Annotated in this window: 40 protein-coding genes, 2 tRNA genes and 2 pseudogenes; 34 read left to right on the top strand and 10 right to left on the bottom strand. The window is 42.3% G+C overall.

Translation table 11 applies throughout. The features are described 5' to 3' along the window. Positions 1–110: 110 nt before the first annotated feature. The 9 genes from EKM73_RS10305 to EKM73_RS10340 all read right to left on the bottom strand — a co-directional run bounded on the left by EKM73_RS10305 (position 111) and on the right by EKM73_RS10340 (position 6,663). Positions 111–1,247, bottom strand: coding sequence for a tyrosine-type recombinase/integrase (locus EKM73_RS10305; protein ID WP_125701816.1), 1,137 nt, complete (start codon positions 1,245–1,247; stop codon positions 111–113). Between the two features lie 107 nt (positions 1,248–1,354). Continuing rightward, positions 1,355–1,924, bottom strand: coding sequence for a hypothetical protein (locus EKM73_RS10310; protein ID WP_125701817.1), 570 nt, complete (start codon positions 1,922–1,924; stop codon positions 1,355–1,357). A gap of 116 nt (positions 1,925–2,040) precedes the next feature. Then, positions 2,041–2,463, bottom strand: coding sequence for a hypothetical protein (locus EKM73_RS10315; RefSeq protein ID WP_125701818.1), 423 nt, complete (start codon positions 2,461–2,463; stop codon positions 2,041–2,043). Continuing rightward, the gene (locus EKM73_RS10320; RefSeq protein WP_125701819.1) at positions 2,456–3,403 is read right to left on the bottom strand and encodes a ParA family protein; all 948 of its coding nucleotides are present in this window, start codon (positions 3,401–3,403) and stop codon (positions 2,456–2,458) included. The genes EKM73_RS10315 and EKM73_RS10320 overlap by 8 nt, the downstream gene beginning before the upstream one ends. A 139-nt stretch (positions 3,404–3,542) precedes the next feature. After that, entirely contained in the window at positions 3,543–4,355 is an 813-nt protein-coding gene (locus EKM73_RS10325) for a hypothetical protein (protein ID WP_125701820.1), read from the bottom strand. Between the two features lie 252 nt (positions 4,356–4,607). Next, positions 4,608–5,186 carry a hypothetical protein gene (locus EKM73_RS10330; RefSeq protein ID WP_125701821.1) on the bottom strand — a complete coding sequence of 193 codons (579 nt, stop codon included), beginning with the start codon at positions 5,184–5,186 and terminating at the stop codon, positions 4,608–4,610. A gap of 214 nt (positions 5,187–5,400) precedes the next feature. Continuing rightward, positions 5,401–5,895, bottom strand: a complete 495-nt coding sequence (locus EKM73_RS10335) for a phage minor head protein (protein WP_164508913.1) — start codon at positions 5,893–5,895, stop codon at positions 5,401–5,403. 13 nt (positions 5,896–5,908) lie between these two features. Beyond that, positions 5,909–6,295: an ImmA/IrrE family metallo-endopeptidase gene (locus EKM73_RS12795; RefSeq protein ID WP_164508914.1), complete on the bottom strand. Its 387-nt coding sequence runs from the start codon at positions 6,293–6,295 to the stop codon at positions 5,909–5,911. Between the two features lie 26 nt (positions 6,296–6,321). Next, on the bottom strand, positions 6,322–6,663 hold the full coding sequence (locus tag EKM73_RS10340; RefSeq protein ID WP_043022771.1) for a helix-turn-helix domain-containing protein: 342 nt from the start codon (positions 6,661–6,663) through the stop codon (positions 6,322–6,324). 121 nt (positions 6,664–6,784) lie between these two features. On the opposite strand from EKM73_RS10340, the gene EKM73_RS10345 reads away from it, so the two are divergent. From EKM73_RS10345 to EKM73_RS12805, 3 genes are all read left to right on the top strand, one after another. After that, positions 6,785–7,072: a helix-turn-helix transcriptional regulator gene (locus EKM73_RS10345; protein ID WP_225421377.1), complete on the top strand. Its 288-nt coding sequence runs from the start codon at positions 6,785–6,787 to the stop codon at positions 7,070–7,072. Continuing rightward, positions 7,072–7,221: a hypothetical protein gene (locus tag EKM73_RS12800; RefSeq protein ID WP_155275713.1), complete on the top strand. Its 150-nt coding sequence runs from the start codon at positions 7,072–7,074 to the stop codon at positions 7,219–7,221. Before EKM73_RS10345 ends, EKM73_RS12800 begins: the two co-directional genes overlap by 1 nt. 384 nt (positions 7,222–7,605) lie before the next feature. Next, a complete protein-coding gene (locus tag EKM73_RS12805) occupies positions 7,606–7,773 on the top strand; it encodes a hypothetical protein (protein WP_157662839.1) in 168 nt (55 codons plus the stop codon). Positions 7,774–7,816: 43 nt separating this feature from the next. On the opposite strand, the gene EKM73_RS10350 is transcribed toward EKM73_RS12805, so the two are convergent. Continuing rightward, positions 7,817–8,425: a hypothetical protein gene (locus EKM73_RS10350; protein ID WP_087609343.1), complete on the bottom strand. Its 609-nt coding sequence runs from the start codon at positions 8,423–8,425 to the stop codon at positions 7,817–7,819. A gap of 156 nt (positions 8,426–8,581) precedes the next feature. Between EKM73_RS10350 and EKM73_RS12810 the strand changes: the two genes are divergently transcribed. From EKM73_RS12810 to EKM73_RS10490, 31 genes and pseudogenes are all read left to right on the top strand, one after another. Next, positions 8,582–8,752, top strand: a complete 171-nt coding sequence (locus tag EKM73_RS12810; RefSeq protein ID WP_157662840.1) for a hypothetical protein — start codon at positions 8,582–8,584, stop codon at positions 8,750–8,752. Between the two features lie 56 nt (positions 8,753–8,808). Beyond that, positions 8,809–9,315: a hypothetical protein gene (locus tag EKM73_RS10355; protein WP_069360054.1), complete on the top strand. Its 507-nt coding sequence runs from the start codon at positions 8,809–8,811 to the stop codon at positions 9,313–9,315. Positions 9,316–9,320: 5 nt separating this feature from the next. Further along, positions 9,321–9,632, top strand: coding sequence for a DUF771 domain-containing protein (locus EKM73_RS10360; protein WP_069360055.1), 312 nt, complete (start codon positions 9,321–9,323; stop codon positions 9,630–9,632). Between the two features lie 2 nt (positions 9,633–9,634). After that, positions 9,635–9,793 (top strand): hypothetical protein, encoded by a 159-nt coding sequence (locus EKM73_RS12815; RefSeq protein ID WP_156646391.1) that lies wholly within the window; start codon positions 9,635–9,637, stop codon positions 9,791–9,793. Between the two features lie 109 nt (positions 9,794–9,902). Further along, a complete protein-coding gene (locus tag EKM73_RS10365; RefSeq protein ID WP_125701823.1) occupies positions 9,903–10,196 on the top strand; it encodes a hypothetical protein in 294 nt (97 codons plus the stop codon). Further along, the gene (locus tag EKM73_RS10370) at positions 10,187–10,402 is read left to right on the top strand and encodes a hypothetical protein (RefSeq protein WP_015474119.1); all 216 of its coding nucleotides are present in this window, start codon (positions 10,187–10,189) and stop codon (positions 10,400–10,402) included. Before EKM73_RS10365 ends, EKM73_RS10370 begins: the two co-directional genes overlap by 10 nt. Next, positions 10,403–11,464: a RecT family recombinase gene (locus EKM73_RS10375; protein ID WP_125701824.1), complete on the top strand. Its 1,062-nt coding sequence runs from the start codon at positions 10,403–10,405 to the stop codon at positions 11,462–11,464. Next, positions 11,400–12,254 carry a PD-(D/E)XK nuclease-like domain-containing protein gene (locus EKM73_RS10380; RefSeq protein ID WP_225350035.1) on the top strand — a complete coding sequence of 285 codons (855 nt, stop codon included), beginning with the start codon at positions 11,400–11,402 and terminating at the stop codon, positions 12,252–12,254. The genes EKM73_RS10375 and EKM73_RS10380 overlap by 65 nt, the downstream gene beginning before the upstream one ends. An 11-nt stretch (positions 12,255–12,265) precedes the next feature. After that, entirely contained in the window at positions 12,266–13,207 is a 942-nt protein-coding gene (locus EKM73_RS10385; RefSeq protein ID WP_125701825.1) for a DUF4373 domain-containing protein, read from the top strand. Continuing rightward, positions 13,204–13,929: a Rha family transcriptional regulator gene (locus EKM73_RS10390; RefSeq protein WP_125701826.1), complete on the top strand. Its 726-nt coding sequence runs from the start codon at positions 13,204–13,206 to the stop codon at positions 13,927–13,929. Before EKM73_RS10385 ends, EKM73_RS10390 begins: the two co-directional genes overlap by 4 nt. A 2-nt stretch (positions 13,930–13,931) precedes the next feature. Further along, entirely contained in the window at positions 13,932–14,357 is a 426-nt protein-coding gene (locus EKM73_RS10395; RefSeq protein ID WP_125701827.1) for a YopX family protein, read from the top strand. Continuing rightward, positions 14,350–14,850, top strand: coding sequence for a RusA family crossover junction endodeoxyribonuclease (locus EKM73_RS10400; protein ID WP_225421379.1), 501 nt, complete (start codon positions 14,350–14,352; stop codon positions 14,848–14,850). Before EKM73_RS10395 ends, EKM73_RS10400 begins: the two co-directional genes overlap by 8 nt. Before the next feature lies 1 nt (position 14,851). Beyond that, complete coding sequence (locus EKM73_RS10405; protein ID WP_125701828.1) at positions 14,852–15,148, top strand: hypothetical protein; 297 nt, start codon at positions 14,852–14,854, stop codon at positions 15,146–15,148. A 96-nt stretch (positions 15,149–15,244) separates the two neighbouring features. Next, the gene (locus EKM73_RS10410) at positions 15,245–16,090 is read left to right on the top strand and encodes a DNA adenine methylase (protein ID WP_225421381.1); all 846 of its coding nucleotides are present in this window, start codon (positions 15,245–15,247) and stop codon (positions 16,088–16,090) included. After that, positions 16,087–16,365 carry a hypothetical protein gene (locus EKM73_RS10415; protein ID WP_125701829.1) on the top strand — a complete coding sequence of 93 codons (279 nt, stop codon included), beginning with the start codon at positions 16,087–16,089 and terminating at the stop codon, positions 16,363–16,365. The genes EKM73_RS10410 and EKM73_RS10415 overlap by 4 nt, the downstream gene beginning before the upstream one ends. Positions 16,366–16,460: 95 nt before the next feature. Continuing rightward, positions 16,461–16,736, top strand: coding sequence for a hypothetical protein (locus EKM73_RS10420; protein ID WP_125701830.1), 276 nt, complete (start codon positions 16,461–16,463; stop codon positions 16,734–16,736). Beyond that, positions 16,723–16,857, top strand: coding sequence for a hypothetical protein (locus tag EKM73_RS12980; RefSeq protein WP_263853809.1), 135 nt, complete (start codon positions 16,723–16,725; stop codon positions 16,855–16,857). The genes EKM73_RS10420 and EKM73_RS12980 overlap by 14 nt, the downstream gene beginning before the upstream one ends. A gap of 95 nt (positions 16,858–16,952) precedes the next feature. Then, positions 16,953–17,420 carry an ArpU family phage packaging/lysis transcriptional regulator gene (locus tag EKM73_RS10425; protein WP_097545830.1) on the top strand — a complete coding sequence of 156 codons (468 nt, stop codon included), beginning with the start codon at positions 16,953–16,955 and terminating at the stop codon, positions 17,418–17,420. Positions 17,421–17,501: 81 nt separating this feature from the next. After that, positions 17,502–17,567: transfer RNA gene (locus EKM73_RS10430), tRNA-OTHER, on the top strand. 105 nt (positions 17,568–17,672) lie between these two features. Continuing rightward, a tRNA-Ile gene (locus tag EKM73_RS10435) sits at positions 17,673–17,746 on the top strand. Between the two features lie 547 nt (positions 17,747–18,293). After that, on the top strand, positions 18,294–19,370 hold the full coding sequence (locus EKM73_RS10440; protein ID WP_084994700.1) for a hypothetical protein: 1,077 nt from the start codon (positions 18,294–18,296) through the stop codon (positions 19,368–19,370). 147 nt (positions 19,371–19,517) lie between these two features. Beyond that, positions 19,518–20,060, top strand: a complete 543-nt coding sequence (locus EKM73_RS10445; RefSeq protein WP_021742274.1) for a hypothetical protein — start codon at positions 19,518–19,520, stop codon at positions 20,058–20,060. 225 nt (positions 20,061–20,285) lie between these two features. Then, a complete protein-coding gene (locus EKM73_RS10450) occupies positions 20,286–20,483 on the top strand; it encodes a hypothetical protein (RefSeq protein ID WP_125701831.1) in 198 nt (65 codons plus the stop codon). Beyond that, entirely contained in the window at positions 20,461–20,724 is a 264-nt protein-coding gene (locus tag EKM73_RS10455) for a DUF6275 family protein (RefSeq protein ID WP_125701832.1), read from the top strand. Before EKM73_RS10450 ends, EKM73_RS10455 begins: the two co-directional genes overlap by 23 nt. 12 nt (positions 20,725–20,736) lie before the next feature. After that, entirely contained in the window at positions 20,737–20,949 is a 213-nt protein-coding gene (locus EKM73_RS10460) for a Thoeris anti-defense Tad2 family protein (RefSeq protein WP_125701833.1), read from the top strand. A 49-nt stretch (positions 20,950–20,998) separates the two neighbouring features. Continuing rightward, positions 20,999–21,268 carry a hypothetical protein gene (locus tag EKM73_RS10465; RefSeq protein ID WP_125701834.1) on the top strand — a complete coding sequence of 90 codons (270 nt, stop codon included), beginning with the start codon at positions 20,999–21,001 and terminating at the stop codon, positions 21,266–21,268. A gap of 71 nt (positions 21,269–21,339) precedes the next feature. Next, positions 21,340–22,011, top strand: coding sequence for a terminase small subunit (locus EKM73_RS10470; RefSeq protein WP_125701835.1), 672 nt, complete (start codon positions 21,340–21,342; stop codon positions 22,009–22,011). After that, a pseudogene (locus EKM73_RS10475) lies at positions 21,989–22,339 on the top strand (phage terminase large subunit); the annotation flags it as partial. The gene EKM73_RS10470 and the pseudogene EKM73_RS10475, both read left to right, overlap by 23 nt. Before the next feature lie 134 nt (positions 22,340–22,473). Next, a complete protein-coding gene (locus tag EKM73_RS10480; protein WP_125701836.1) occupies positions 22,474–22,968 on the top strand; it encodes a GIY-YIG nuclease family protein in 495 nt (164 codons plus the stop codon). Positions 22,969–23,133: 165 nt separating this feature from the next. Next, positions 23,134–24,135, top strand: a pseudogene (locus EKM73_RS10485) (PBSX family phage terminase large subunit); the annotation flags it as partial. A gap of 16 nt (positions 24,136–24,151) precedes the next feature. Then, positions 24,152–25,513, top strand: coding sequence for an anti-CBASS protein Acb1 family protein (locus tag EKM73_RS10490; RefSeq protein WP_125701837.1), 1,362 nt, complete (start codon positions 24,152–24,154; stop codon positions 25,511–25,513). The last annotated feature ends 1 nt before the right edge of the window (position 25,514 follow it).

The following is a 25,514-nucleotide window of genomic DNA, read 5'->3' on the forward strand; positions in this document are numbered from 1 at the left end:
ATCACCCGCACGGTGATTGTAGCTAGTGGGGGAACCCCTTAGTAACGGCTTCATATCAACGTTTCTAAAACTCGAGAGACGAAAATGCGAAGAATCTGCGAAGAACATTTTTATTTATTTTCAAACCCTTTATCTAAAAAGGCAAGGGTGTCTGAGTTACTTATGCCATTTGCTTGTTCAATGAAGTGGACATAGGTGTTAATTGTCGTCTCTAACTTTTGGTGCCTGAGTCGATGCTGGACGTATGGCAGTGACACCTTTTGTAAAATTAAAATGCTGGCATGCGTATGCCGCATTGCGTGAGAAGTTACCTCTTTGATTCCTAATCTACTACATATAATTTTGAGCTGCGTATTAGCCGTACCATTTTGGACAATTGTACCATGGTCTGACCAAAACACCAAGTTGAGGGGATTCTTGATGCCGTGGTCTGATAGCCATTCATTCTGTTGGTCACGGTAATCGCGCAAAAACTGGCAGTATTTTGTGCCTATGGTTATATCGCCGTCAGCTTTGCCGCCACCCTTTGTCTTAGTGAAGTTTTGGGCTCGTGCGTCCCACTGGCGTGTGATATGGACAATCCCATTATTTAGATCAAGGTTGTCCCACGTAAGGCCGGCGCACTCTTCAAAACGTGTGCCAGTTTCAAGTTGAAAAAGCATCATCTCTTGGGTCATGCGATGGTAATTGGCGTTATCAATGAGGTATTTGCGGAAGACTGTGTATTCGTCGAAGGTGAGTACTTTTTCAGACTCTGGTTTGGGGTCGGAGCCGGTTATCTTGGCTTTATAGGCAAAGTCTCTGTGAATGATTCCTTCGGCAACCGCGTCACGGATAGCAGAGTGTACTTGTCGGTGAAGCTTTTGCGAAGTGGCCAGCGAGTGAGATTTACCAAAAGAATTAAGAAACTTTTGATAGTCGGCACGACTAATTGATGGTAGCTTGGTGTCCTTAAACCATGCCTTGACGTGATTTAAGTTACCCACATATATTTCGTGGGTATGAGGTCTGACACCAGTAGTCTTATATGTATTGATCCAGTCAGCAAAGTATTTTGAGAAAGTGAGGTTGGATTTTGATACGTCAGTTCCTTTATTCATAGAGTCCAGAATGGAGACTTCCCATTCTCTTGCTTCTGATTTTCGCGCAAAGTTTTTCACTTTTTGACGGTATCCAGTTTTGCTGGTTTTGTCTTTGTAGGAGACACGCGCCTCCCATTTTCCATTGTCACGCTTATTAATACTCATAGGGGATGACCTCCTTATTTTGGAAACCGAAACTGTTGATATTTCCAAACGTATGTTCTTTTTGGATTATAAAGAAAAGCCCGATTAGGGGCTGAAACCACATGACGCTAGTATCGAAGACTTTTCACCATATTTAAAAATAAAGAACGTTGGGACATTGTCATGAGGTTTATATCAAAATCGCAAAGTATTGGTAACCAATCAATTGTAAAGCTCGATATAGTTGTAATGGTTGAATATAAATTTTTTCGTGACAAATCTGTACCATCAGTAATTATTTGTTGTAGATATACGGTTGAGTTATTTAAATTAGAATTTTTTGAGTGTAGTCTATCAGACTTTTCTTTAAAAATATTGTTAATTTGATCCAAAATTTTTTTGAAATTAGAATCATTTTGATATAGTGATGTTGATTTAACTCCATCATTCCAAAGGTGCCGATATTTTAACCCTGACAAGGTTTCAGAAGTAACGGAGTTATTAAAGGTTTTTGCATAGACTATTTTTAATAATTCTTCTGATAGTTGTCTGAAACAAGCAGATATGAATAAATCTTCACATGTGGGAATTGCATAAAGCAATCTTAGGGTTGATTCTTGAGCTTTCTTTGATTGAGTACGAACAGCCAAGGAGTTGTTCACATCGTAGTCAGAAGTCACACCAAACACAGTTAACATTTGAAATATGAGGAGTAGCTGTTTGTTCTGAAAATGGTTCAAAATATACGAGTCTCGAAAAAATGTTTTGCAAAAATTCTTATATTCAATAATTTCACCCTTGTAAATATTATTTATCATTTTCTATCAAACCGTTCAAAGAGTTCATCAACAGCGTTGGGGCGATTATTTTTTGCCTTCTTTTTTAAAACAGGCTTATTATCTTGGAGTATAAGTGAAGAGTAGCCGTTCTCTAAAATTGAAAGGGAATGTGCATCAGCGTTCTGTATGATACGTATTATTCTTGAAATTATTAGAGAACGACTTTTATAAACGTAGTCTTTTAATACTAATGTCTGATTTTTACGAAGAGGATATTCCTTTTCCAAGCCAGTCAATAGCGGCGTTAGAAAATCTTTTAAATCAATGTTTAATTTAAAGAGTCTTGTTGAAAGGAGTAGGGTTGTATATCCAGAATAAAGTAGTGTTCTCTTATACTCAACATCGTTGGTTTTGGCTATATTCTGGATATTTCTTTTTAAAATATCAACTTCATTCATATCTGTTCACCTTCTCTTGAAATTCCTTAACTAATTTATTAAGGTTTGGTTTCGATCCCTTTTCAGCATTTGAGGTATCAATAAAGTAACTGATATCACTTTGTAGATATGGGTTATGTAAAAATCTTGTCTTAAAAATATCAATTCCACTATTTTTCAGAACATTGCTAGAAGAGATGTCTTGAATTAGATTTTTAATACCTGCTGATGGTTTGGACTTAATATCAGTCAAAATTATTCCTAAATTATGTAACGGCTGTTCTTTGAAGAATATACGATTATCGTCAACGATAGTTTTAACAACTTTACTCAGCATGTTTATTCCTAGAATAGAATATGCTTCTGGTTTTACTGGAATAACATAGAAATCGCTGGGTTTCAATGCCGCAACTGTATATGAAGAGTATGTGGGAGGACAATCTATTAAAATGTAATCAAATAATGAGCGTAGATTCTGCTTATCAATGAAGTTATAAATTCCGTTTTCAAGTTGTGCACTATTAAGGTTTCGTGTTGTGAACTCAATTCCAAGCTCACCGGGAATAATACTTAGGTTGCTGTCCGGGAACGTTAAAACGCAATCAGCTAGATTGGCCGGAGAACTTGAATTGCCCTCAAATACTTTCTTTATCGAAGCGGTCGATACTTTGGTAGTCTTTACATTTGCATCTTCGTTTTCGGAGTCTTCATCGGAATTATCATACTGCTTTTTAAGTTTTTGAGCAATTTCTGCCGATTGTGCATAGTTAAAATATTTAAAAATAGATTGTGTCAAGTTTATTTGTGGATCCACATCAATTAATAGTACTTTTTTACCAAGTGAATTTGCAAGTCGAAAACCAATTTCCTTAGTCAAGGTAGTTTTACCGACGCCACCTTTCATATTAATAAAAGATATGACCTTAGCTTTTTCGCTTTCGGTTTTGCCTTCGTTTGACATTATTCATTACCTCCTATTATTAAAGCCATCTTTGACATGTTGAGCACATGAAGCCTTGAATATTATATATATTTAAACTATGCTTCTCCCCGGAATCGAACCGAGGGGAGTCACCGGACAGAAGCTGATTAATTCATTTTTATCTATAACTATGTCCTTTTATCCATTTCTTACCATTAAATTTGTATAACGTGTAATGGTCCCGTGTACTGTCAGTATAATAGGCCCATTGAGTACCTTTGTAGATATGGTTCCCGTGTTTTAAAATTGATTTTTTGTCAGTTGGTTTTAAGAAGGATGCAACGACGCCACCATCCTTAAATGCACTGTATGGACGAATAGCGTGGTGCTTGTCATTTCCATAATAGGTTTTTGAGTGATATTTGATGAGAATCACATCGTCATATTGCGTTTTTGATAACCATTTTGCGGAGAACTTATCAGTATTTGAATCAATTGAGTTAACGACATTTTCTTCTTTTTTCGCATCACTGTGAGAATTATATAAATCAAATTTATCTTTGAAGTAATCTAAGTAAGCAGGCTCCCAAGAATCATAAAAGAAGTCTGTGCTTGCAGCAGTTCTAAACTTATACTGGTTTGCTTTGTGAATTCCCATCTTAAACCAACTAGAATCACTCTCATTAGCAGCTACGGCGTATGCATACTTTGAATTTGAATGAAACTTGCCTGAATATAGTAACCATCCATAGTTATAGCTATTATGGCGAACTAAATAATGTGATCCTTTTTTTGCAGTATAAGTCGCAACTGAATGACTTTTGTAAAGGGGATACGAAATTTTTATCTTGCTGACTTTCACGTTCCTTTTCAAAGTTACCCAATGGTTGTGCGCCCAATAACTTTTTGCTGAAGCAGTTTCAGTTGAAATGGATAATGATCCGATAGTTAAGACCATTAGGATTATAATTAGAAATCTATGTTTTTTCATGCTTTCCTCCTGAAAATATGTACTCAGCTTTTAGTGTCTTCGGGTGTGGACAGTAGCTAAAAGTGAACGTATGTTTTATAATCATAGTAATACGTATTGGAGATGAAAAATATGGCATCGATGGATCGAAACAAATGTGACTTTGTTAGTGACAAACTAATCACAACTATGCTTGACATGGGTCTTAACATTGGAGAGATGCGCGTTGTTGCGAATAATTTAACGCCTTATATTGAAGCAAAGACAGATTGTTTAAAGCCTAGATCGGAAGAACTCATCAGCAGCCTTGTAAAATAATTTTTCACTATTTTCGATACTGCCATCAAATCCTGTGACTCTACGCATATAGGTAAAGTTGCCATAAGCTTTCTCGGAAAAGGTGTGTTCAAACGTATCCCTCTTTGTATCGTCTTTCCAGTTATAATTGATGGTCATAGTTATAGGAACTTTGCGTGAACGTGCATGACCTTGACCGGTTGCATCAATCTCTACTAATGAAGTGTATTTTTGATCAGGGGCCAAAAAATACCCATTCATATTCCCAAAAACATTTGTATTTGTAGTGGGGGTGAGCCAAGGTACATCGTACGATATACTCTTGATTGTTGCACCTGTCTTTCCGAAATTTTTAATGACAAGATATTCTTTCAAATTATCATCTAACCACATCCAAGCAAGATAGGCTACCACATAGGGTCGATTGGCATCTTCAATCGACCTTTTTGTTGCCCTTAAAGAACGAACAGAAATAACTATAGCTATGATTGAAGTAGCCGCAGTGATTATACTTGTCACTAATTGAATCCAGTCCTTAGTATCCGTAATAGCCACTCCTTAGTCTGATATACACTTTTTGAATCGTGAAATTGCTAACGATAATTTTTAAAGCCAATAATCCAGAATGATCAAAACAAGATTGTTATTTGGAGGCAACTGCACCCTTTGCAGATAGTCACATGACGAATTACTTAATTGAAGAGGTTCTCAAAACTGGTATTCATTCAAACTAAATGATTACTGAGTCCCTGCTCCAACACGACATCTTTCACATATTATCGAAGTCTGGGTCCATAAAGCAACGGCATAAATGTTCAGATCCTGGATAGATTTCTAGATATGGAAATTCTTTGGTCTCATACTCAGGAAGCAAAGCAAACTTTTTCCCATCTAATTTACGATGTTCAGGGGAGGTTCGTTCATCGTTTAGTGCACACCAAGTGTAGTATTTAAATCTATTGCGTATAAGACGATATCGACTTATGAATGCTAGTGGTCTCATGGATAAATCAAGAACAGAGTCATAAACGGAAATATTGCTTTCTGATAGATTATTACTATTCATATAGTCTGTTATAGATTGTCCCCTATCACCCTTACTTAGACTATCGAACGTAATGGCAATAAATTCATTAAACTCTCTACCTGACAGATTGGGAAAGTGGTTCTTGATGTACTTGGTAATAAAGTCAATAGTGGCCTTGGACAGGTCCTCATCGCCTTGCAGTGGGTTAACTGACTGTATGCCAATTTTTAAGCTCAATGTAGTCCCTCCTTTAATCCAAAACGTGTTTGTACTGCAATCCATACGCGAAGCCAACTTCATGCAGGTATGGCAGTTCAACGCCAACATCATCGGCCGCTGGATAGTCGGACTCCTCACACGCATATTCGCGACGTAAACGGTCCATGTCAGCCCGTGTCAGCAAGTGAGTAAATCCCCAAACACGAGCCCGTCGTTCCTGTTTCATATTCTCTAACGATCTATAATCGGTAATGTCGCCAACCGAAGTTTCAACATGACCAATTTCCTCTAGTATCCATTGACATAGTTGGTCGGGTGTTTTTCTTTCGTTAAGGGCGACCTCATCACCGATTGCCAAGCCGCTCAGGCGCACTGGTAACCTCTTGAAGCTAAAAGCAATTTCCGAATATTGCGCCATTAAGGTTTCAAGTCTATTCAATAAACTCAGTCCTTTTCATGACGCTTTTTGTACTGCGCCTTTTTGAACTCAATATAGTCTCTTATTTCTTGGCGTTCTTCTTCGGTTAAGTCAGCTAGATCGCCATCAATATGGGCGGCAACGGGCACATCACCGAGGTCAACTTTGTGACCTAAAAGATAGTCAGTTGTTACTCCATAGTAGTTAGCTAGCTTTATAAGCATTGTGTTGTCGGGCTCGTTGCGTCCATTTTCCAAATGAGAATATGCAGCCCTACTAGTTCCAATAGCTTTTGCTACATCATCTTGCGTTCGATCGAGTTGATTGCGCAAGTACTTCAAACGAGTTCCAAAAGTAGAAGAAGCCATTAATAGTCCTCCTTAATTGATATTATACGTATCATTATAGATACAAAAAGTATCTGGTTCAATAAAAGATACAAAAAGTACCTTTTTTCTATTGACGATACGTAATGTATCGTGTATCATTATGATTGTTGATACGTTATGTATCGGAATTGAGGCGAAAAAAATGATTCGAAAATGTCTAAAAAGTTCTCGTGTAGAAGCTTGTCTTACTCAGGAAGAACTTGCTAACGAACTTGGTATTGCTGAAATAACAGTTAGGAAAATTGAAAACGGTGCAACGAATCCGAGCGCTAAATTAGCTGTTAAATATGCTAATTTCTTTGAAAAGGATTTAGCAACCCTATTTCCTGATATATTTTTGCTTAATTTTGATACAAATAGTATCAAAAAGCCTGAGGAGGTGAGCTGATGAAAGAAAAGAAAACTGGGGAGTCGTTCGGCTTAATCGATTCCGTAATGATTTTTTTAAATCAACATCAGCGATTCGCTAACGTTTGGTTACCAGTTTTGTTAGCCACGGCCACCAGTTTGGCGTGTTTATGGCTATCGACACAATAATGGGCAATATGACACTTTTGTAGAAGGTTTGTTTGCGAAATTCGAATTGGTTTTCAAAGTAATGCAGACCATGTTCTGTCAAAACGTATCGTTGAGCCTTATTAATTTCGATGTAATTATTGTGAACCAAGTATTCAAGAGCGCTGTTAAAGTCTTGATATGAAATTCGATTTATTTTAAAAATGATCGGATCGGAATAAGCAAAGGACCTAAGTTCCTGAATGTTAATTATGTCGGCGCCAAGCATCGTTTTGTGGCAAAGGTGCAAGACAATGCTTGCCTTTTTATAAAGAATTTCGATAGTAATCGCTCCCTTTTGATAATACCTAATTGTCTCATAAAGAGGACGACTACTAAAACGAGTAAATCTGAGGAGGTGATCTGATGAAGAAGGAAGAACAATCTGCGAAGTTAGCAGAAGCTGTTGCTGGTATGACGGAATTTGAGTGGTCCGTTGCGAAAGGACGGGTTGATTGGTTGTTTGGGAAAAAAGCGTCCAAGCTGCAACTTGAACGCCAAGAAGTCGAAAAAATCCTAAAAAATGGAGTTTAGGTTTCATCAACGATTTCTATTTGAAAAGGAGTCTTGGAGTTGACTATTTATCAAACCGCTTGTGTAGTAACCGCCATAATCCTTCCCGTTTATTTTTTGGAGCGAGATTCATATCTTGAAGGTTCTCAAGCATTGGTTTACCGATTTCTGGCATTCCTAGCTTTCGCGATTCCTTATTTGCTTCTGTGGTTATCGTAACCATCAAAGCATGGAAATATTTTGCGATTTCAAGGCTTTGATGTTGTACCGCCTCCTTGGGTGTGGAATTTAAGAAGTCCATGGATATATCTAAACCACTATCTGTTTTTACTGACCCTTGCTCATGAGCTGAACGAAAATAAAGAATATAGATTTTAAGAATCTCTGGGGAAACGTATTTGATGTTTTCTGTTATCAATTGATCCATTTTATCTACATCCGGATTATTCCATTTCATCTCTTGATATGAAGCACCGTCTGGGTTTAGTTGGTAGAACCATTTAATCGCAGGAACATAGAATGTTTCATATGCTTCTAACTGTTTTTGATGATGAATTTGCCGTTTGTCCTTAACGAACTGATATGCGTCATGTAGAAGAACAGCTAGTATAGTCGCCATTGGTGTCAGAATAAGGGCCCAGTCTTTTGGCCCCATTACTTGCGCAATAATCATTATTTACCACTCCATTCCGGTATCAATTGTACCAGAGAAGGTGGCTAATATTATTTTTTCAAAGAACGGGGGTGACACTATGCTCCAAGTTCTAGCAGCAGGATTACTGATTCTTGTGATTGGACACTGCTCATCAAACTAATAGGAGGTGGCAAAATGACACGGCAAGAAAAAATTGAAATGGTAGCTGGCACGTCAGGTCGCACAGTTAACTTTATTGAAGAATTAACTGCTGATAACGATCAGCTACTCGAAAATCTGGTTGTAGTTTCTAAAGCACAAATTGCTAATGACGCAAATGAATCAGCCTTTGAGGCTATGGCTTAATTTTAGTGGAGATGGGTGGCAAGTGAAACTTTACCCGTTTCCAAAGGAGGAATTTTATGCAAAGCAAGTTCGGAAAACAGCTTGATCTTTTCCTTGAAGGAAACGACCAAGTTAAAGCTAAAGATGTGGCAGAGTCAGTGCCGGTATCGGAAGGGCAACTCAGCCGTATGCGAAAAGGTGATAGGCAATTTACCAAGCAGTCGGTAAAGGCAATTGCGATGATGGCACACGCAATTACCGTTAATTATTCAGCAGCCCGTGCCAATCACGGAATCATTTCTTTTATGATTCGGCCGGGGCGTACGGATGATGTGTTGCAGGCCTTCTCACAGCAAGAAGAGGAAGAAGACGATCGAGAAAATATTCAGAAATCGTTCATTAGGGCGGCGACAACGGAACCCAAGCAGCGGAGCAATGAACAGCGTCTATTAATCAAGCAGTTTCTCAAAGAATTGATTGAAGAAATTGGCTCGGAGATAACGCTGTTCATCAGATGTTGCAAGTACCTAAGAGTCGATCCTCAACCATTCATTGATACTTATAACGAAAAGCTTGGGGGGTAATAGTCATGGTAGCAGATAAGATCATCGTTAGTCATGAAGCACCAGACGGGTTCAAACTGATTAGCTTAACTGACTACGAAAAATTTCATAGTTGGGAGAAACAGCAGCTAAGAATCCAGACTTGGAATTTAAGCCAGTTCGCACGATATAAGTTTGGCACTAAAAACACTAGTCGGGCCTCCAATTATCTGTACGAACACGCTGATGATTTAGCCATTACTAATGGCGGGTTCATTGATTACGAGGCAACTCATAACGGCTGGCGAATTCCTGTTGGTCCAATGATGGATTACTTGGAGGAACACAAGGAGGGATAAAGATGGACTTGTTTTATTACTACGTTGGTGAATGCGTGTCATGGTTCGGATTGATTTCTGGGGCAATGTTTCTAGGCTTCAAGCTTGCAGAGAGCGTCCACGACATGGGCGGCTGGAAAGCATGGGCAATGGATTTCTTCGGATTGGAGGACAAAAAATGACATTTTGGCATAAAAAAAGAGCTCTGAGTGGCAGCTCAGAACTCAAAGATAAATTACATTTATCCTATTTCTATAACCTTAATTCTACTCCAGACGGGCGGTGGTTGCAATGGCGATGAACGTACCAGATCATGCAACATTCGATTTTGTCCGGTACATGAATCGGCTGGAATCGCAGCCTGAAACGGGATTCATGGTCAAAGATACCAATGGCAACCCCATGATTTCTGGTGAAACTTATTGGGAAGCAGAAGGCCGATATGTGCCGACCGATGAAGATTCAATGCACGACTTTTTAGATGCTGAGGGTGAGGATTACGGAGCCCAGATTGATTGGGACTATGACCATCTGGCAGCTATCTTGGAAGATTTTAAAGGCGCGGAGGTGATCTCATGGACGTAGTCAAGGTACACACAAGCAGTCGTTTCCAGCCTAAAGCAGTGGTTGCTACTAATTTAGCTGAACTAGATGACATTAAATCTGATCTGTTTAAGGAAGTTCAATTGTTGGCCGAGAATGATCGGCTTAGCAATGATGAGATTGATCGGCTATACAGTATCAGCGACGAGCTTGTTGCTTGGTCACCCAATTTGGAGGAGGAAGAATAAATGGCTACAAACGAAGTTGCAGAAACCCAGCGCTCACTAGATGCGGGTGTTCAGAACCAAATCAATCAAATGATTAATCAGGAGAACGGGTTGAAGTTGCCAGCAAACTATGCCGTAGGAAACGCCCTCAAGTCCGCATTCTTCGCGCTAAAGGGAAATAACGATGGGGACTTGATTCAAGTGGCTACTCACATGCCTGAAATGAAGACTTCAATCGCCAATGCCCTCATGGATATGGTGGTTCAGGGATTAACACCGGCCAAGACCCAAGTGTACTTCATCAGATATGGCAATCAGGTTAAAATGCAGCGTTCCTACTTTGGGACGCAGGCGGCTCTAAAGCGACTATCTGAGGTACACGACTGCTGGGCAAATGTGGTTCATGAAGGTGACGGGCTGGAAATCGGTGCCCAAAATGATCGTTTGGTCGTAAGGGATTGGAAGCCAACGTTGGAGGGACTCGATAAGGAAATTAAGTACGTTTATGCCGTTATTGAGATGGCTGACGGAACTCACCAGCATACTATCATGACCTTCAAGCAAATCAAAAATAGCTGGTCACAGACACGGTCTAAAGGGGCTGTGCAGAACAAGTTCAGTGACGAGATGGCTAAACGAACGGTGCTTAATCGGGCCGCCAAGAATATCTTGAACACCAGTGATGATTCTGATTTGGTAGTAGGAGCCATCAATAACACTACTTCCAACGAGTATGACGATGATCAAACAGCCAAAGATGTGACACCTAAAAAGGTTACAGATTTGATCGGTAATGCGGATACAGAGGAACCAACGCCTCCTGAACCCGTTGAACAAGCAGAAACGGATGAACCGGCAGAACAAGAAGAACCGGTTGATACAAATACGGACGAAAGTAGCTCTGACGATATTCGCTCTATTGAAAATATGAAACCGGGTGATAAGCAAGACAAGGACACTGTCAACAATATTTTGGATGGCCTTGAAGAATCTGAAAATCATAAGGGGGATGGTGACGATGCAAGCAGCACCGAAGAAGGACAGGGTGAACTCTTCCCACCAGACGTTCATTCTAAATTCTGATAATTATTACAGCCAGAAGGCCAATAGAAACTTCATGAGTCCAACTTGGTTTAAGAAGTTCGTTGCCTGTGAGGCAGAGGCATTAGCTGAATTGAGAGGTGAGTGGGCACCCGATGAGGATAAGACCGCTTTATTAGTTGGTAATGACCTGCACAGCTATTTTGAGTCGTCTGAGGCCCATGAACGGTTCTTAGATGCCAACAAGGAAGTGATGTTATCCAGTCGTGGTAAGACTAAAGGCCAGCTAAAAAGTGAGTACAAGCAGGCCGACATCATGATTGACTCGCTCAAAAATGACAAGACGTTCACACAGTTATATCAAGGTGAAAAGGAATCAATCGTTACTGGCGTAATTTCTGGCGTTAAATGGATGGGCAAGTTGGACTGTTTGAACTTAGATCGTGGGTATTTCATCGATCTAAAGACAACACAGGAACTGTCTAAGCGGTTTTGGGATAGCCGTACCCGTCAGTGGGTACCATTCGTTCTGAAATATGACTACCAGCTTCAAATGGCTGTCTATCGCGAGCTAGTCAAGCAGCAGTACGGAATCGAGTGTGAACCCTACATTGTTGCAGTAACAAAGCAAAGTCCGCCGGATAAGGCGGTTATCACGATTCCTCATGAGTATATGGAGGATGCCTTGCAACGAATAGACGAGCAACTGCCCCATTTTGAGGATGTAATTGCTGGTGTACAGGCCCCTGTTCCATGTGGTAGCTGTGCTTATTGCCGTGAACATAAGCAGCTTGAAAACATCATCAGCGTTGATGACTTACTAGACAGTTAGGGGGTGCGTAAATGGCACGTCCAATAAAAAAAGGAATTGATTACTATTCAATAGATGTTGATTTTCTCAGAGATATCAAGATTCGAAAGATCATGCGTTCTTGTGGAATCGCTACAGGGTCCATCTTGCTGAGCCTGCTGGGTAATATTTATCGTGATGAAGGGTATTACGCCGTGTGGGATTCAGATATGTGCTTCTTGGTGGCTGACGAAGTCGGTACCAAGGAAAGTGCGGTAGATGAACTGGTAAAACGGGCCACAGAAGTTGGATTCTTCGATAATGGCATGTTTGAAAAATATCACATTTTAACTTCCCATGGTATTCAGGCTAGATATGAGCAGGCAGCGCGCCAGAAGAAAAATCACCATATCGAACCAAAATTTAGTTTATTGCGGGTTTCCAACGTTGGAAACCGAGTAACTAACACTGATAACTACGTTTCCAACGTTGAGAGTACACAAAGTATATTAAAGGATACTAAAGGAAATAATAGTAAATCAGATAATACTAAACCAAAGGTGACTGATGACCAGCTTCGAGAAAGATTCAATCTTGGATTTTGGCTAACCTATCCAAAAAAACAAGGATTCGATAAGGCATTTGATGAGTTTAAGATTGCCATTGACAACGGATTTAGTCCCGATGACATTGAAACTGGCGCCAAGAAGTATGCAGAATACTGCAAAATTAAAAAACGGACTGAACAGTATACCAAGAATCCTGATAACTGGATTGCTGAGCACAGGTGGACTGACACATTGGATATGCTGCCTGATCCACCGCGTCAGGGGCAGAAGACAACCACCAAAGAAACCTTGCCAGACTGGGCGCAATCGGGGGCCACTCCAACGGCTACCCGAACTAAGCTAACGCCCGATCAGCAGGCAGAGATTAGCGCGCGGATAGCACGATTACAGCAGAATGGAAAAACAGAACAGGAGGCAACATCATGAACGACTTAGTAATTATGAAAAATCGGCAGGCAGTCACCACTAGCTTGCAGGTAGCAGAGGCATTTGGAAAGCAGCATAAGGACGTGATGGATACCATTCGTCGCAAGCTTCAATCGGCGGAAAATTCCGCGCATTACCAGAGCATGTTTGCAGAGGGCACCTACCGCGATAGTCGGGGAAGAAGCCAGAGCATGTACTACATGAACCGCAATGGCTGGACCTTCATTGCTATGGGGTTCACCGGTGATAAAGCTGACAAGTTCAAGCTGGCTTACATCGATGCGTTCGATGCCATGCAAGACGAGTTGGAGCGCCAAGCAAGCTTGCCAATGACGCCAGAAGAGAAGCTGGCACTGGTCATGGAGACTGGCAATCGGGCCAACAAGCGGCTGACACACGTTGAAGGGCGCCTGACAGACCTAGAGAAGAATCAGAAGCTGGATGCCGGTGAGTACAACTGGCTGGGACGCCGGATCAGCAAGGCGGTGAGAGACTACATGGGTCTGCAACGCCTAAAGCTGAGTACTAAGCAGCGGTCGGAGCTGTTCCGTGACATCAACATCGGCGTCTGCACGGTGGCTCACGTCAAGACGCGTACGCAGATTCGCGAAGGGTACTTTGACAGCGTGTCGGACTACATCAGCGACTGGGTGCCGTCTACGGCGACACTGGCCATCATCAAGCAATTGGGTACTGAGATGCCTGTTGCTCAGGAGGCGTAGGGATGAGAGATATTAGATTTAGAGCGTGGGATAAATCAGCCAAGTGGATGCTTCAGGTTGAACAGCTAGCATTTAGTGACAGTGGGAAATTGGTTGCTGTGTACACCGATGGTCCTGACTTTTCAAACGATCCAATTATTTTACAGGGTGACAAACCTGATTTAGACGAAGTTTTAATTGAACAGTACACCGGCCTTAAGGACGTCAACGGCGAGTTAATCTACGAGGGCGACATCGTTCGCGTATGGGATAACGGTACTGGTTTTGTGACATTTAAAAATGGATCTTTCATAGTTGACCTTGGACTAGATGATAATTCGTCACTTTCTTCGGAAGCCTACCCGCTACTTACGTGGAATTCAGGGGACTATGAAATCGTTGGTAATATCCACAAGAACCCAGATTTACTGGAGGCGCCACATGATTAAGTACCCAAATGGCGGCGCACCGGAACGCTCCATGCTGTCAGAGATGATCAACCATCAACACGATGTCCTTCAAAGCCAGCGCGTGCTGGCGTGTGTAATCGTCCATGGTGATCCAGTCCAAGCCGGGCGGCCACGATTCAACAGTAAGACTAGAAAAGCCCATGACCCGGAGAAGAGCCGCGAGTACAAAGCGATGGTCAAGGAGTCGGCGGCATTGCAGTATCACGGGCCGTTGATTGCGGATAAGGCGATTGCGGTCGATATCAATATCTATCGGTCAATCCAGAAATCGGCGAGTCACAAGGAACACAGCCTGCGGGCCGCAGGGGAGCATAGGCCCATTGTTAAGCCCGACACGTCCAACTATGTCAAATTGATTGAGGACGCGCTCACAGGCGTTATCTGGGAGGATGACAATCTCATCGTTAGTCTGGTAGCTAAGAAGTACTACTCAGATGACCCGCGAATTGAGGTCACGGTTACGGAGGCGTGAAATGAGTAAGAATGAAAATTCCGAAGCTTGGAAAGAATACCACCGAATGTGGCAGCAGAGTCGCTGGGACCACAGCAAAGATGAAGTCTACTGGCTTAAGGAAATCGTCAGTCGAGGCGTGATAAAGAAGGTGACTGAGGCTAGAAGTAGTAATGGCCTGTACCAACTGACTACGAATCTGGGAATCGTGGATTACTGGACGACAACTGGTAAATGGTTCATTCGTAGCCAGCGGCAATACGGTCGTGGTCACATCGAGTTGCTTAAGCTGATAGGGACCGATGGCGATGTTAGTTAGATTGACGAACGAGAATGGCTGCCACGAGTGCCAGCTATCATGGGCACGGACCCATTACTTAGGTCATGTGCCTACTTGGAAGGTGAAGGCAGCTCTATGGCAGCAGAAAAAGCCAGTCATAAACGGCTGGAGAATCGAAGTGATTGGATGAAACGAATTTTAAATTATCCGGGTAGTAAGTGGGCGATGGCTGACTTTATCATCAGTCTGATGCCGCCGCACACTACCTACGTGGAACCGTACTTCGGTAGTGGGGCCGTCTTCTTCAACAAGACTAAGAGCAAGGTGGAGACCATCAACGATTTGGACAGCCGAGTAGTCAATTTCTTCAAAGTTTGTCGTGATAGACCGGAAGAGTTGGCCCGTGCAATTGAGCTGACGCCGCTATCGCGTGAGGAGCACGAACTCGCCTATGAGCCATCAGATGACCCCATTGAGGACGCACGTCGCTTCATGGTGCGTAGCTGGCAGGCAATCGGTGGCAAGACGAGTGATCACACCGGGTGGCGGTCAAATATCGATAAGATTGGCGGCAAGGTTGGTGAATGGAACCAGCTTGACGAACGAATCTTGGCAGTGGCGGACCGCCTAAAGGATGCACAAATTGAGCACCAACCGGCGCTACAGATTCTTGACCGCTACAACCGACCCGGAGTCCTGGCCTACGTGGACCCGCCGTACTTGCTCAGCACGCGGACCAAGCGCCACTACGCGGTAGAGATGACCGATGCCGACCATGAGGCACTATTGGATACGCTAGTGAGATTTAAGGGCAAAGTGATCCTTAGTGGGTACCCAAGCAGCATGTATGACAGCTACCTGTGTGATTGGCATAAGCGTTACTTTGAAGCACACGCTGAGGCAGGGCAAAGGCGGCAAGAGGTATTGTGGTGCAACTTTGAACCTGCTGGCAGCATTGTTTTATTGGAGGACACGAAATGATTCCAGAAATTGGAAAAGTATTTACGCTAAAAGCTGACAACTCAATTTTTGTCATGATAGATGACAGGTTCTCAACTAAAGGTGTTACCCCACTGGTTTTTATGAGACCCGAGGGATTCTGGATGAATCTAACGCCAAGAGGAGAGTCCAACTTCTGGCGTCGTCAGTTGGGTAAGGGATTCGAGTATCTAAGTGTGGAGCAATTATCCAAGCGGGCCACGGATGAGCACTGGTCAGACAATTTGGACAATTTACTGGAGGGATTACATGAGTAAGCAACGTAAGCATACCAAGAAGTCAACCATGCGAAAGAAGAAGCGCCGTATGGCGGAACACACACGGAAGCATGCGGCGAAAGGGGCGAAGAGCGATGAGTGAATTAAGCTCGAAAGAAAAGGCCTATAACGACTGGTGGATGTCGCGGTTCGATAACAATCATTACAAGACCATCACGCTGTATCAGCACGGTAAAGAGGTCCAGACCTACACCACTGCGAACGCGGACTACTCCGATGAAGAGGACGCCGAGGATGCGCTACTCACCGCCAAGCTGATGGGCGTTAGCGTTTCGAGTGTCAGCGTTGATAGTACGCGATTTAAGGCCATTAACGGCCAAGTCAGGAGGATTGCAAATGTCAACAGTTAAGATTTATCGCAAGACGGCGACTATCACAGCCGAGCGGTTTGATGGGTGGATGGATACAGCCCAGAAGTACGGAATCCGTATTGAGACGGTTGATGATTTTATGAAATCCATAAATAGTTAGATACAAAAAAGGGCCGCCCGCCAGCAGCCCTCACCCAATTCGTTCTTACTCAATGGTCAACAAATTAATTATACCATTGATAGGGGCTGAAAGGGTTGGCTGAATTAGATTTTGACAATATGAACATGGGAAGTCTCTTCCCAGAGGTAGATGTTGGAGCAACTTTGCAAAACGTGACACACTTTTTATCTGTAGTATTGCCTAAGATGGTCCGTATCAGTGGACAGTCAATGAGCGACTTAAAATCACCTAGCTATGATGGAATGCCAAAATCTCAGCCATCAGGTAATGCGACAGATTCAAGAATTGTGCGGCGGTTATATGCCGAAGAAGTCGTTAAACGGACAATCCAAGCAATTAAACACTGTGATAAAGATTGCCAGAATATCTTAGATGAACTATATCTACAAGAACTATCAGATACTATGTGCTTTATGGACTTAGGATTTTCTGAGTCCAGCTATTTCCACGTTTGGAAGCCAAAAGCACTATTACAGTTTGCCGATTGCTACATGCTTGATGATCTCCATATTTTTAAAAAAAGCAGTTTTGATGCAGTTTGAGTGCAGTTTTTGTGCAGTCGGACAGCAGGCACTAGCCATATTTAAGGGTTATTCTAGTAACATCGAAAGAATTAAGAAAAACACGCATAGCTCAATGGCAGAGCAGACAGTAATTGCCTGACGCGGGTTCGAATCCCGCTGCGTGCATTGGCGAGCATTACAAATTGGGAGGCGACTCCCCTTCATTTTAAACGCTATTCTAGCTTGCCAAACTCCTTCATAAAATTGGCCGGCCTGCATAACCGGTCTTTTGGACCTTTAACTCAGCTGGGTAGAGTAGACGGCTCATAACCGTTCGGTCGTAGGTTCGAATCCTACAAGGTCCATCGGGCGCAATAACTTAAAGGAGATGGACTCTCCCGTTCATCCAAGGCTATAGCGCCCATATTGTGATTGTAACTGGTGGTGGCCTATCAGAAGAGGGCGGTCTGAATTTGAATCCGTGTGTGGTTCGATTCCACACCAATCACATTGCCCCACGGGTGGCCTTGTAACCTCGCGTTAGTCCTGATGATGACCGAAAAATCATCGTGCGCTTGTGACGGAATAGGTAGACGCTTAGCTAGGTGCGAGTAACGGGCGTGGGTTGACAACCCATGTGACCACACACCATGTAGGGTGCAAATCCCTGCCAAGCACATTGGCCCTAAACAAATCTTGCTTAACGCTGGGTCATACAAATTAAACTGAAAAGAGGTGAAAACTTCTCTCAGTTTAGTTTAAAATTAGTCTGAGGAGCCATCTGTGGTAGAGCGGCTCCTTTTTTGTATAAAAGTGTCATTATAATTTTCAAGATTAATACTTCCATTTTTAAAGGATCAATTTATTCTGATATACTTAGGTAAATTTCATTTTTTAATTGGAGGTATAAAGGTGTCAATATATTATTCGGGTATTTATGGGGGGCTGGTGTCCACCAATAGCATTGGGGGCATTAATGAGCCAGGTGCAGTTATCATTAAGAAAAATATTTTTGGAAAGAAAGTGCAAAAAAATTTTTTTATCCTTTGGGGAATTATTGCTGAATCTTTGGATGGTTGGGACTCAGAGTTAAATGTTTTAAAAAACAGGTTACATATGGAACAGCCTTTTGACTTCTATGTACTTTTTAATTCTTTGCCGAATAAAATTGTTATTGCGTTTTCATCACAAAAAGCAACACGAGGAAATTGTAATCTTCTATTTGATGAAGCTGTCCTGTCTAGCGAAGTGGATACCATACTAAAAAAACGTGCAAAGATTTTATCTGGTATTGAATATTCGAAGTGGATATCTATACCAGTGGAGTTTGTTAAGGAATTTTCAGCAGAATTAGATGAAAAATTAGGTGTCAATCAAGATATAGATACTACTGCTGATTTAAGGAAATTAGGAGAAAGTATTTGGCATAAGACTTTGCAATTAAATCATAGCCAAGATAAAAACATTTTTAAGTTTAAGAAAGAAGAGGTGGAGACTATGGATTTTAATCCGATCTTTAAAGCACGTAATTTGACAGTTGATAATAAATTAGCATTTGGAATTCTACAGTTTGATTCAAAAAGATCAGCATTTTTTGACGATTTAATTAAACCAGTGATTGAAAAGGAATTTCAAATTAACGTAGTGAAATCCGGTGATATGTTTGATGCTAATAATTCCAACATCATGGAAAATATTTGGACTAGTATCAATACTTCTAAGTTTATTATTTGCGATCTTAGTGGGAAAAATCCCAATGTTTTTTATGAATTGGGGATTGCTAATACAATTGGTAAACCGGTTATAACGATCTGTGATGAAGATTCGTTTAAGAAAGACTATGACGGTAAGCTACCCTTTGATGTATCTACCACGAATACTATTTTTTATAGTGACACAGCTGTTGGGGCTAAGAAGTTTGAATCTAAACTAAAAGCGACCGTAAAGTCGATTATTACTGGCCAACCGATATCTGGTAATTTTTATTAAATACAATTAACGTCCTTCGGGGCGTTTTTATTTTGCCCAAAATTATTTAGTGCTAAAAATCCTGATATATCAAACAACAGTTATTTGGGGATAGTTGCAATTATCCTGTATAATTTATTTGTTGACAAATTATACGGAGGTTTTTAAATGGAAAAATTAATTATACGGGCAGATGTAACGTGGCAGGAAATCGACGAAAGAGTTAATGATATTTCAAAACGAGCTCATGAAATCAATCAAATGTCTGATAGACAAAAGGCACTAAAAGAATTTCGAGAGCTACGTGATTACGTTGAAAGCGATATGCATGAGCTGAAACTTTCACGGAATTCGGAAGTTCTGGATAACTGTGCCCCATTGCATTATTACCACCTCTATGGTACTCATATTCACTTTGAAAAGTTTGATACTGAGCATCTTGTATGGAATTTGGACGAGTTTGATCAAGCAAAAAAATGGTACGAAGCTTCTGTTTCACGTGCCTATATTTTGATTGAGGGTATTCCGGATTATGACTCAACAGTCTTTATTCCAACCAAACCCATGAACCCATATACAGTTGATTTATCGCCTACGGCTTTCAAGGCCTATAGTAATGGGAAACATATTCAACTTCAAGCGCATGGTTTAGCAACGCAAAATGTAAGACTGGAAGAAACGTACGGACAGTTGTTTGAAATTGTTTTATAAGTTTTTTATGGCGTCGCGTAGCAGCGATGCTTTTATTTTGCCCAAAATTAGGAGGTGGCCAGCATGGACCAGATGGTAAATACAAAGTTTGGCCTGGTCAGCCGCACAGAACGGGATTGATTTAACCAGGGAGGGATGCCCTATGTGGCGACAAAACGTTAAGAATTTGATAGTAGGGCTTACGGCACTTGCTGTGGGTATCCTAATAGGGTGGTTAGCCTACTTATGGTAAAACGCAAACAAACACCCATGTATTGGCAAAACGGCTCATATGCGTCTAAAACAGGGCATAAAATTGAACGCGATTTGGACCCGTGGGTCAGAGAGCAGTATGCAAAGCATCACTCGCAAAAGAGTGGTGCTTTTTCTGTAGAAGAGATTACTGAAGGGAAGCATAAAAATGACAAATCAAGAATTCATTAATAAAGCAAAACAGTTAGTGGCCGATTACACTAATGATCACATGGACAAGACAGATGGTGTCCACATCACGGATGCTGATGTTTACGTTGCTTGGTCAGCTAAGACCTTGCAGAACTCTAAGGCGCTACTAAGTACAACACTATCAGACGGAATGTATTACGAATTAACTTATAACGGAGACAAAAAGCAAGTTTACCTGGATGCTTATAAAAAGTGGGAAAACGTTGAATACGAAATTTAAGGAGGAATAGTAATGAACTTTGGCGAAGCATTAGAACAAGTGAAAAATGGAAAGGGTATGAGGCTCCCTCAATGGAAGCCAGATGTTGTTATATTTGCTCAATATCCAGATAAGCACAGTAAGATGACAGCACCGTATTTATATGTGCAATCCAGATTTGGACGTGTGCCATGGAAAGAAACAAATATTGAATTATTTAGCGATGATTGGGAGGCTGTTAAATAACGTGTCAGCCTTTTAAAGTGCTATATTATCCTATAGAAAGGATGATTGCATGACATACAGCAATGAATATGAATATTTGATTGGTAGTATTAAGTCTGGGAAAAGTCCAGAGCAGTTGGAACAGGAAGCTGAATCTTATGGGTTGGATGGGAATAAGGTTTTAGATATTAGTCAAGAGTTATTTCAGGAAGGGCTGGTAACTTCTCCCAAGGTGCCTATTTTATATACAAGCCAAGCTAATACAGGCAGACTTATTTCAACAGATTGGAACAAAGCAATTTCACGACTGAAACAGTTAGAGGAAGAACACAATAAGTAAAAATTAGCATCGCTTAATTGCGGTGCTTTTTTAATACATAAAATAAACAAATGGAGGTGTGGTGGTATGTAATGACACGTAAATTAACACTTAAACAGCAGAAGTTCGCAGACATATACATTGAGTGTGGAAATGCCACTAAAGCCGCTACTTACGCGGGATACAGTAAGAAGACCGCCCGGGTCATTGGACAGGAAAACCTGCTAAAACCTGCCATCAAGGAGTACATCGATACCCGGATTAAAGAACTTGCTAGTGAGCGAGTTGCCAGCCAGCAGGAGGTCTTGGAGTTCCTGACCCGAATCATGCGTCGTCAAGAGCTGGAGCAGGTTGTTGTCACACTGCGAAAGGCTCGAACTATTCCCATGACCAATTCGGATGGGGACACGTACGACAAGCTGGTCTACGAAGATGTTGACGATGTGGTCGACACCAAAACGAAGAACTCAGATTCGATGAAGGCTGCCGACATCCTGACCCGCGTCTTGGGCATCAGTAAAGGCCTTAACCCAGAATTGGAATCTGCCAAGACACGCAAGATTAAGGCTGAAGCAGAGGTGGCTGAGGGCATGGTTAAGGATCGAAAGCGACTGTTAGCAGCACAAGTTGACAAGGCTACGGCTGAAGCTACCAAGGCTAAAAAAGATGTCGATGGTTCCAATGTGCCTTTGCCGACATTTGTTGACGATGTACCGGAAAATGATGAAGAGATTAGAGGAGATGCCGATGGTAACGACAGCTAAGCGACCGAAGATAAAGATTAAGTACCTGATTGGCAAGGGGTACAACGAATTCTGGCACGACAAACATTTCTATCGTGTGGTCAAGGGGTCACGGGGCTCTAAAAAATCTCGGACCACTGCATTAAACTTCATCTACCGAATTATGAAGTATCCTTGGTCAAACTTACTGGTGGTTCGTCGGTACTCCAATACCAATCACGATTCAACTTACACAGTTTTAAAATGGGCGATTAACCGACTTGGGGTTAGTCGCCTTTTCAAATGCAACGAAGGAAAACCGGAAATTACTTACCTGCCCACGGGGCAAAAGATTATTTTCCGTGGGTTGACCTAACTAGCCCACGTTAAACTCCATTACATCGGTTAAACTCTTAACGAATGAGACGCAGACAAGACCGAGCGATTCCTTATTAACAAAACTTTTTATTCAGAGTATACTGACCCGTAGAAGGGGGTCTGTTTATGTATCTAGTATATTTATTCCGTGAAAAAAACACAGGACACGTGATTTATGTTGGCAGTTCAGCAAGACCAGCGGAAAGACTGAAAGAACACCAGCAAGCTCTACTCGGTATGAAAAAACAATCTTCAATTCATCAATATATGAACTCACACAATTTGAAATTGTATAAAGATGTCATTGTCGAGTGGGTCGATAGCGGTGAAAATAAGCATGAAATGGTTGATTTAGAAGAACAGTATTACTCCAAGTACAAGCCAGATGGTTATTTGTTAAATGATCGACCCGGTGAGGACAGGGGCGGCCATTTTAATCCGAGACGGCGTAAAGTCACGTGCTTAAACGACGGTAAAATATTTGGAAGTGTTCTAGAAGCCGCCAAATACTATGACATACCGAGAACAAGTGTCAGTAATGTTGCTCACGGTTATCGTAGTTATGTTACAAAAAACGGAACTAGGTATCGATTTGAATTGGGTTGGCAAAGGATCGTGTAACGACTATCGAAAGCGCACAAGCAGACTGAAATGTCTGCTTTTTTTATGCGATGAGTAGAGTAAGCCTCAAGTGAGGTTGAAAGATGGAGGACTGTTAAGCAGTCAAGATATAGTCTGATCTGTATGGAAACATGCAGAGGATAAACGGCAACGGTTTATCCGCAACAAAATGTAGATGATCCCTTGAAAGTTACTTCGGTTGATGTAGACACGGGTCTACTGTGCTGGGCCTGGTTCGAGGAGGCGTACGAAATCGAAAACTCGGATAAGTTCGAAACAGTTGTTGAATCTGTTCGTGGGGGCCTAGATGACCCTTACGCTGATCACCAGTACGTGCCTGCTGATGAACTTCTTAAACGTGAGCAGTGGAAAAAGGAGTTTTTCAAGCAAATTACCTTGACCTTTAACCCGTGGTCGGAGCGACATTGGCTGAAACCGATGTTTTTTGACCCGGAGACGCGTAAGCCAGATGTTTTTTCTCGTACAACCACCTTTAGGGTCAACGAGTGGCTTGATAAGCAAGACAGGCAAAGATACCTAGACTTGTATCGAACTAACCCTAGACGGGCTCAGATTGTCTGTGACGGCAAATGGGGAGTTGCTGAGGGACTTGTATTTGAAAACTGGGTTGTTGAAGACTTTGACGTCAATAAGGTAGTAGCAGAGTCGGATGGCGTGGGGCATGGAATGGACTTTGGTTTCACTCATGACCCCACGACCTTTGCTGAAGCTGCTATTAATCGTGAGACCAAGGATATCTGGATTTTTAAAGAGTTGTATCAGAAGGCCATGACGACACAGGATATCTTCGATTGGTTGGACGATAACCACTACTTAAAGTCCGATATTGGGGCCGATTGTGCAGAACCTCGATTGATTGATGAGTTACAGGCTAAAGGCGTGCGGCGTATGCATGCGTCGATTAAAGGCCCTGATTCAATCGACTATGGGATCAACTTCTTGCAGGGCTATCGAATTCACATCCTGCCTAGTTGTGTGCATGCGATTGAAGAGTTTAACACCTACGTCTTCGATCGTGATAAGGACGGAAACTGGCTGAATAAGCCGGTCGACGCCAATAATCACTTTATTGATGCACTTAGATACGGACTAGAAAAGTACATTATTCAATACGAATCACTAGAGAAGCGCTTCGGCGTTGTATAAGCAAGGAGGTGAGTGAATGAGCAAAGATATTGTGGGACTTGATGGTAATCCATTGATTATGGACTTTATGCAGACCAAGCAGGCACCAGCGACAGGAACACGACACCCAGACCCCTTCCACATGCAGCGACCGGGGATGGGGCACCATTTGGGAGACTACGAGTTGGAGCAACTTTATCGGGGTAATTCGATGGCCCGAAACATTGTGGATATTCCCGCTGAGGATATGACCCGTAATGGCTGGCATATCAAGATGGACGATAATTCCTTAGCAGCTAAGTATGAGGCACGATTAAATGAATTGAACGCCCAGAAACGATTCAAGGACCTTTACCGATACTCGCGGCTTTACCGAGCGGGGTATATTGCTATCAGTACGACCGAGAGCTGGAATTATGGACTTGAGGACCCTTTGAACCCAGACAGACTGTTGCGAATCCCATTTCTTACGGCGTTTAGCTCCAAGAAGGTCAACGAGACCGAGTTCGATGATGACGTCTTCTCACCAACTTACGGGCAAGCTCTAAGTTATCAGATCAACAACGGAACCGCTGACGTGCAAGGGTCAAATTATTATGGGGTACAGCAGGTAGATAAGTCACGTTTGCTTCGCCAACAAGAACTGCGGTTCGAAGATGAAACGGAAGGTATCTCGCTATTGGAGACCATTTACGACATCTTGATGACGATGGATACAGGGCTCTACTCAGTCGGGGAGATTCTGTACGACTATGTTTTTAAGGTTTTCAAGTCCCCATCGGTTGACGACACGAGTCCCGATAAGCTGTTGCAGGTCGGGGCGGCTGCTTCGTCAAAGTTTAGAACTGAGTCCACCGCATTAATTAGTGACAAGGACGAGTTGACCAAAGAATCAACCAACGTCGGTGGCATTGACAGCTTGCTTGATTTCTTGTGGGAATACCTTAGTGGCGCGGCCCGCATGCCCAAGTCGGTTCTTAAAGGCCAAGAGGCCGGAACACTGACTGGGGCACAGTATGATGTGATGAACTACTATAGCCGCATTGCTTCGGACCAAGAGAACAAGATGCGACCACAGCTGGAATATTTGCTCAAATTGCTTATGCGAGCCAGTGATGAGTGCGGCGGATCGCTAGACCCCGACACCGTTAACTGGTCCATCGAATTTAACCCGCTGTGGTCGGTTGATTCGCAAACCGATTCGCAGATTCGCTTAGCAAACGCTCAGGCCGACCAGATTTACATTCAAAACGGCGTGCAAGGACCTGAAGAGGTTCGAGAGGCACGTTTTGGTTCCAGTGGCATGGACCCGGATGGTTCAGTTGATATGGACAGTATGAGTGATGACGAGCGCCGGGCGGTAGTTGAGGCTTATCGCAAAGAACATGGCGGTGATTAGC

Source organism: Levilactobacillus fuyuanensis, from assembly GCF_003946395.1.
GTDB classification, from domain to species: Bacteria; Bacillota; Bacilli; order Lactobacillales; family Lactobacillaceae; genus Levilactobacillus; species Levilactobacillus fuyuanensis.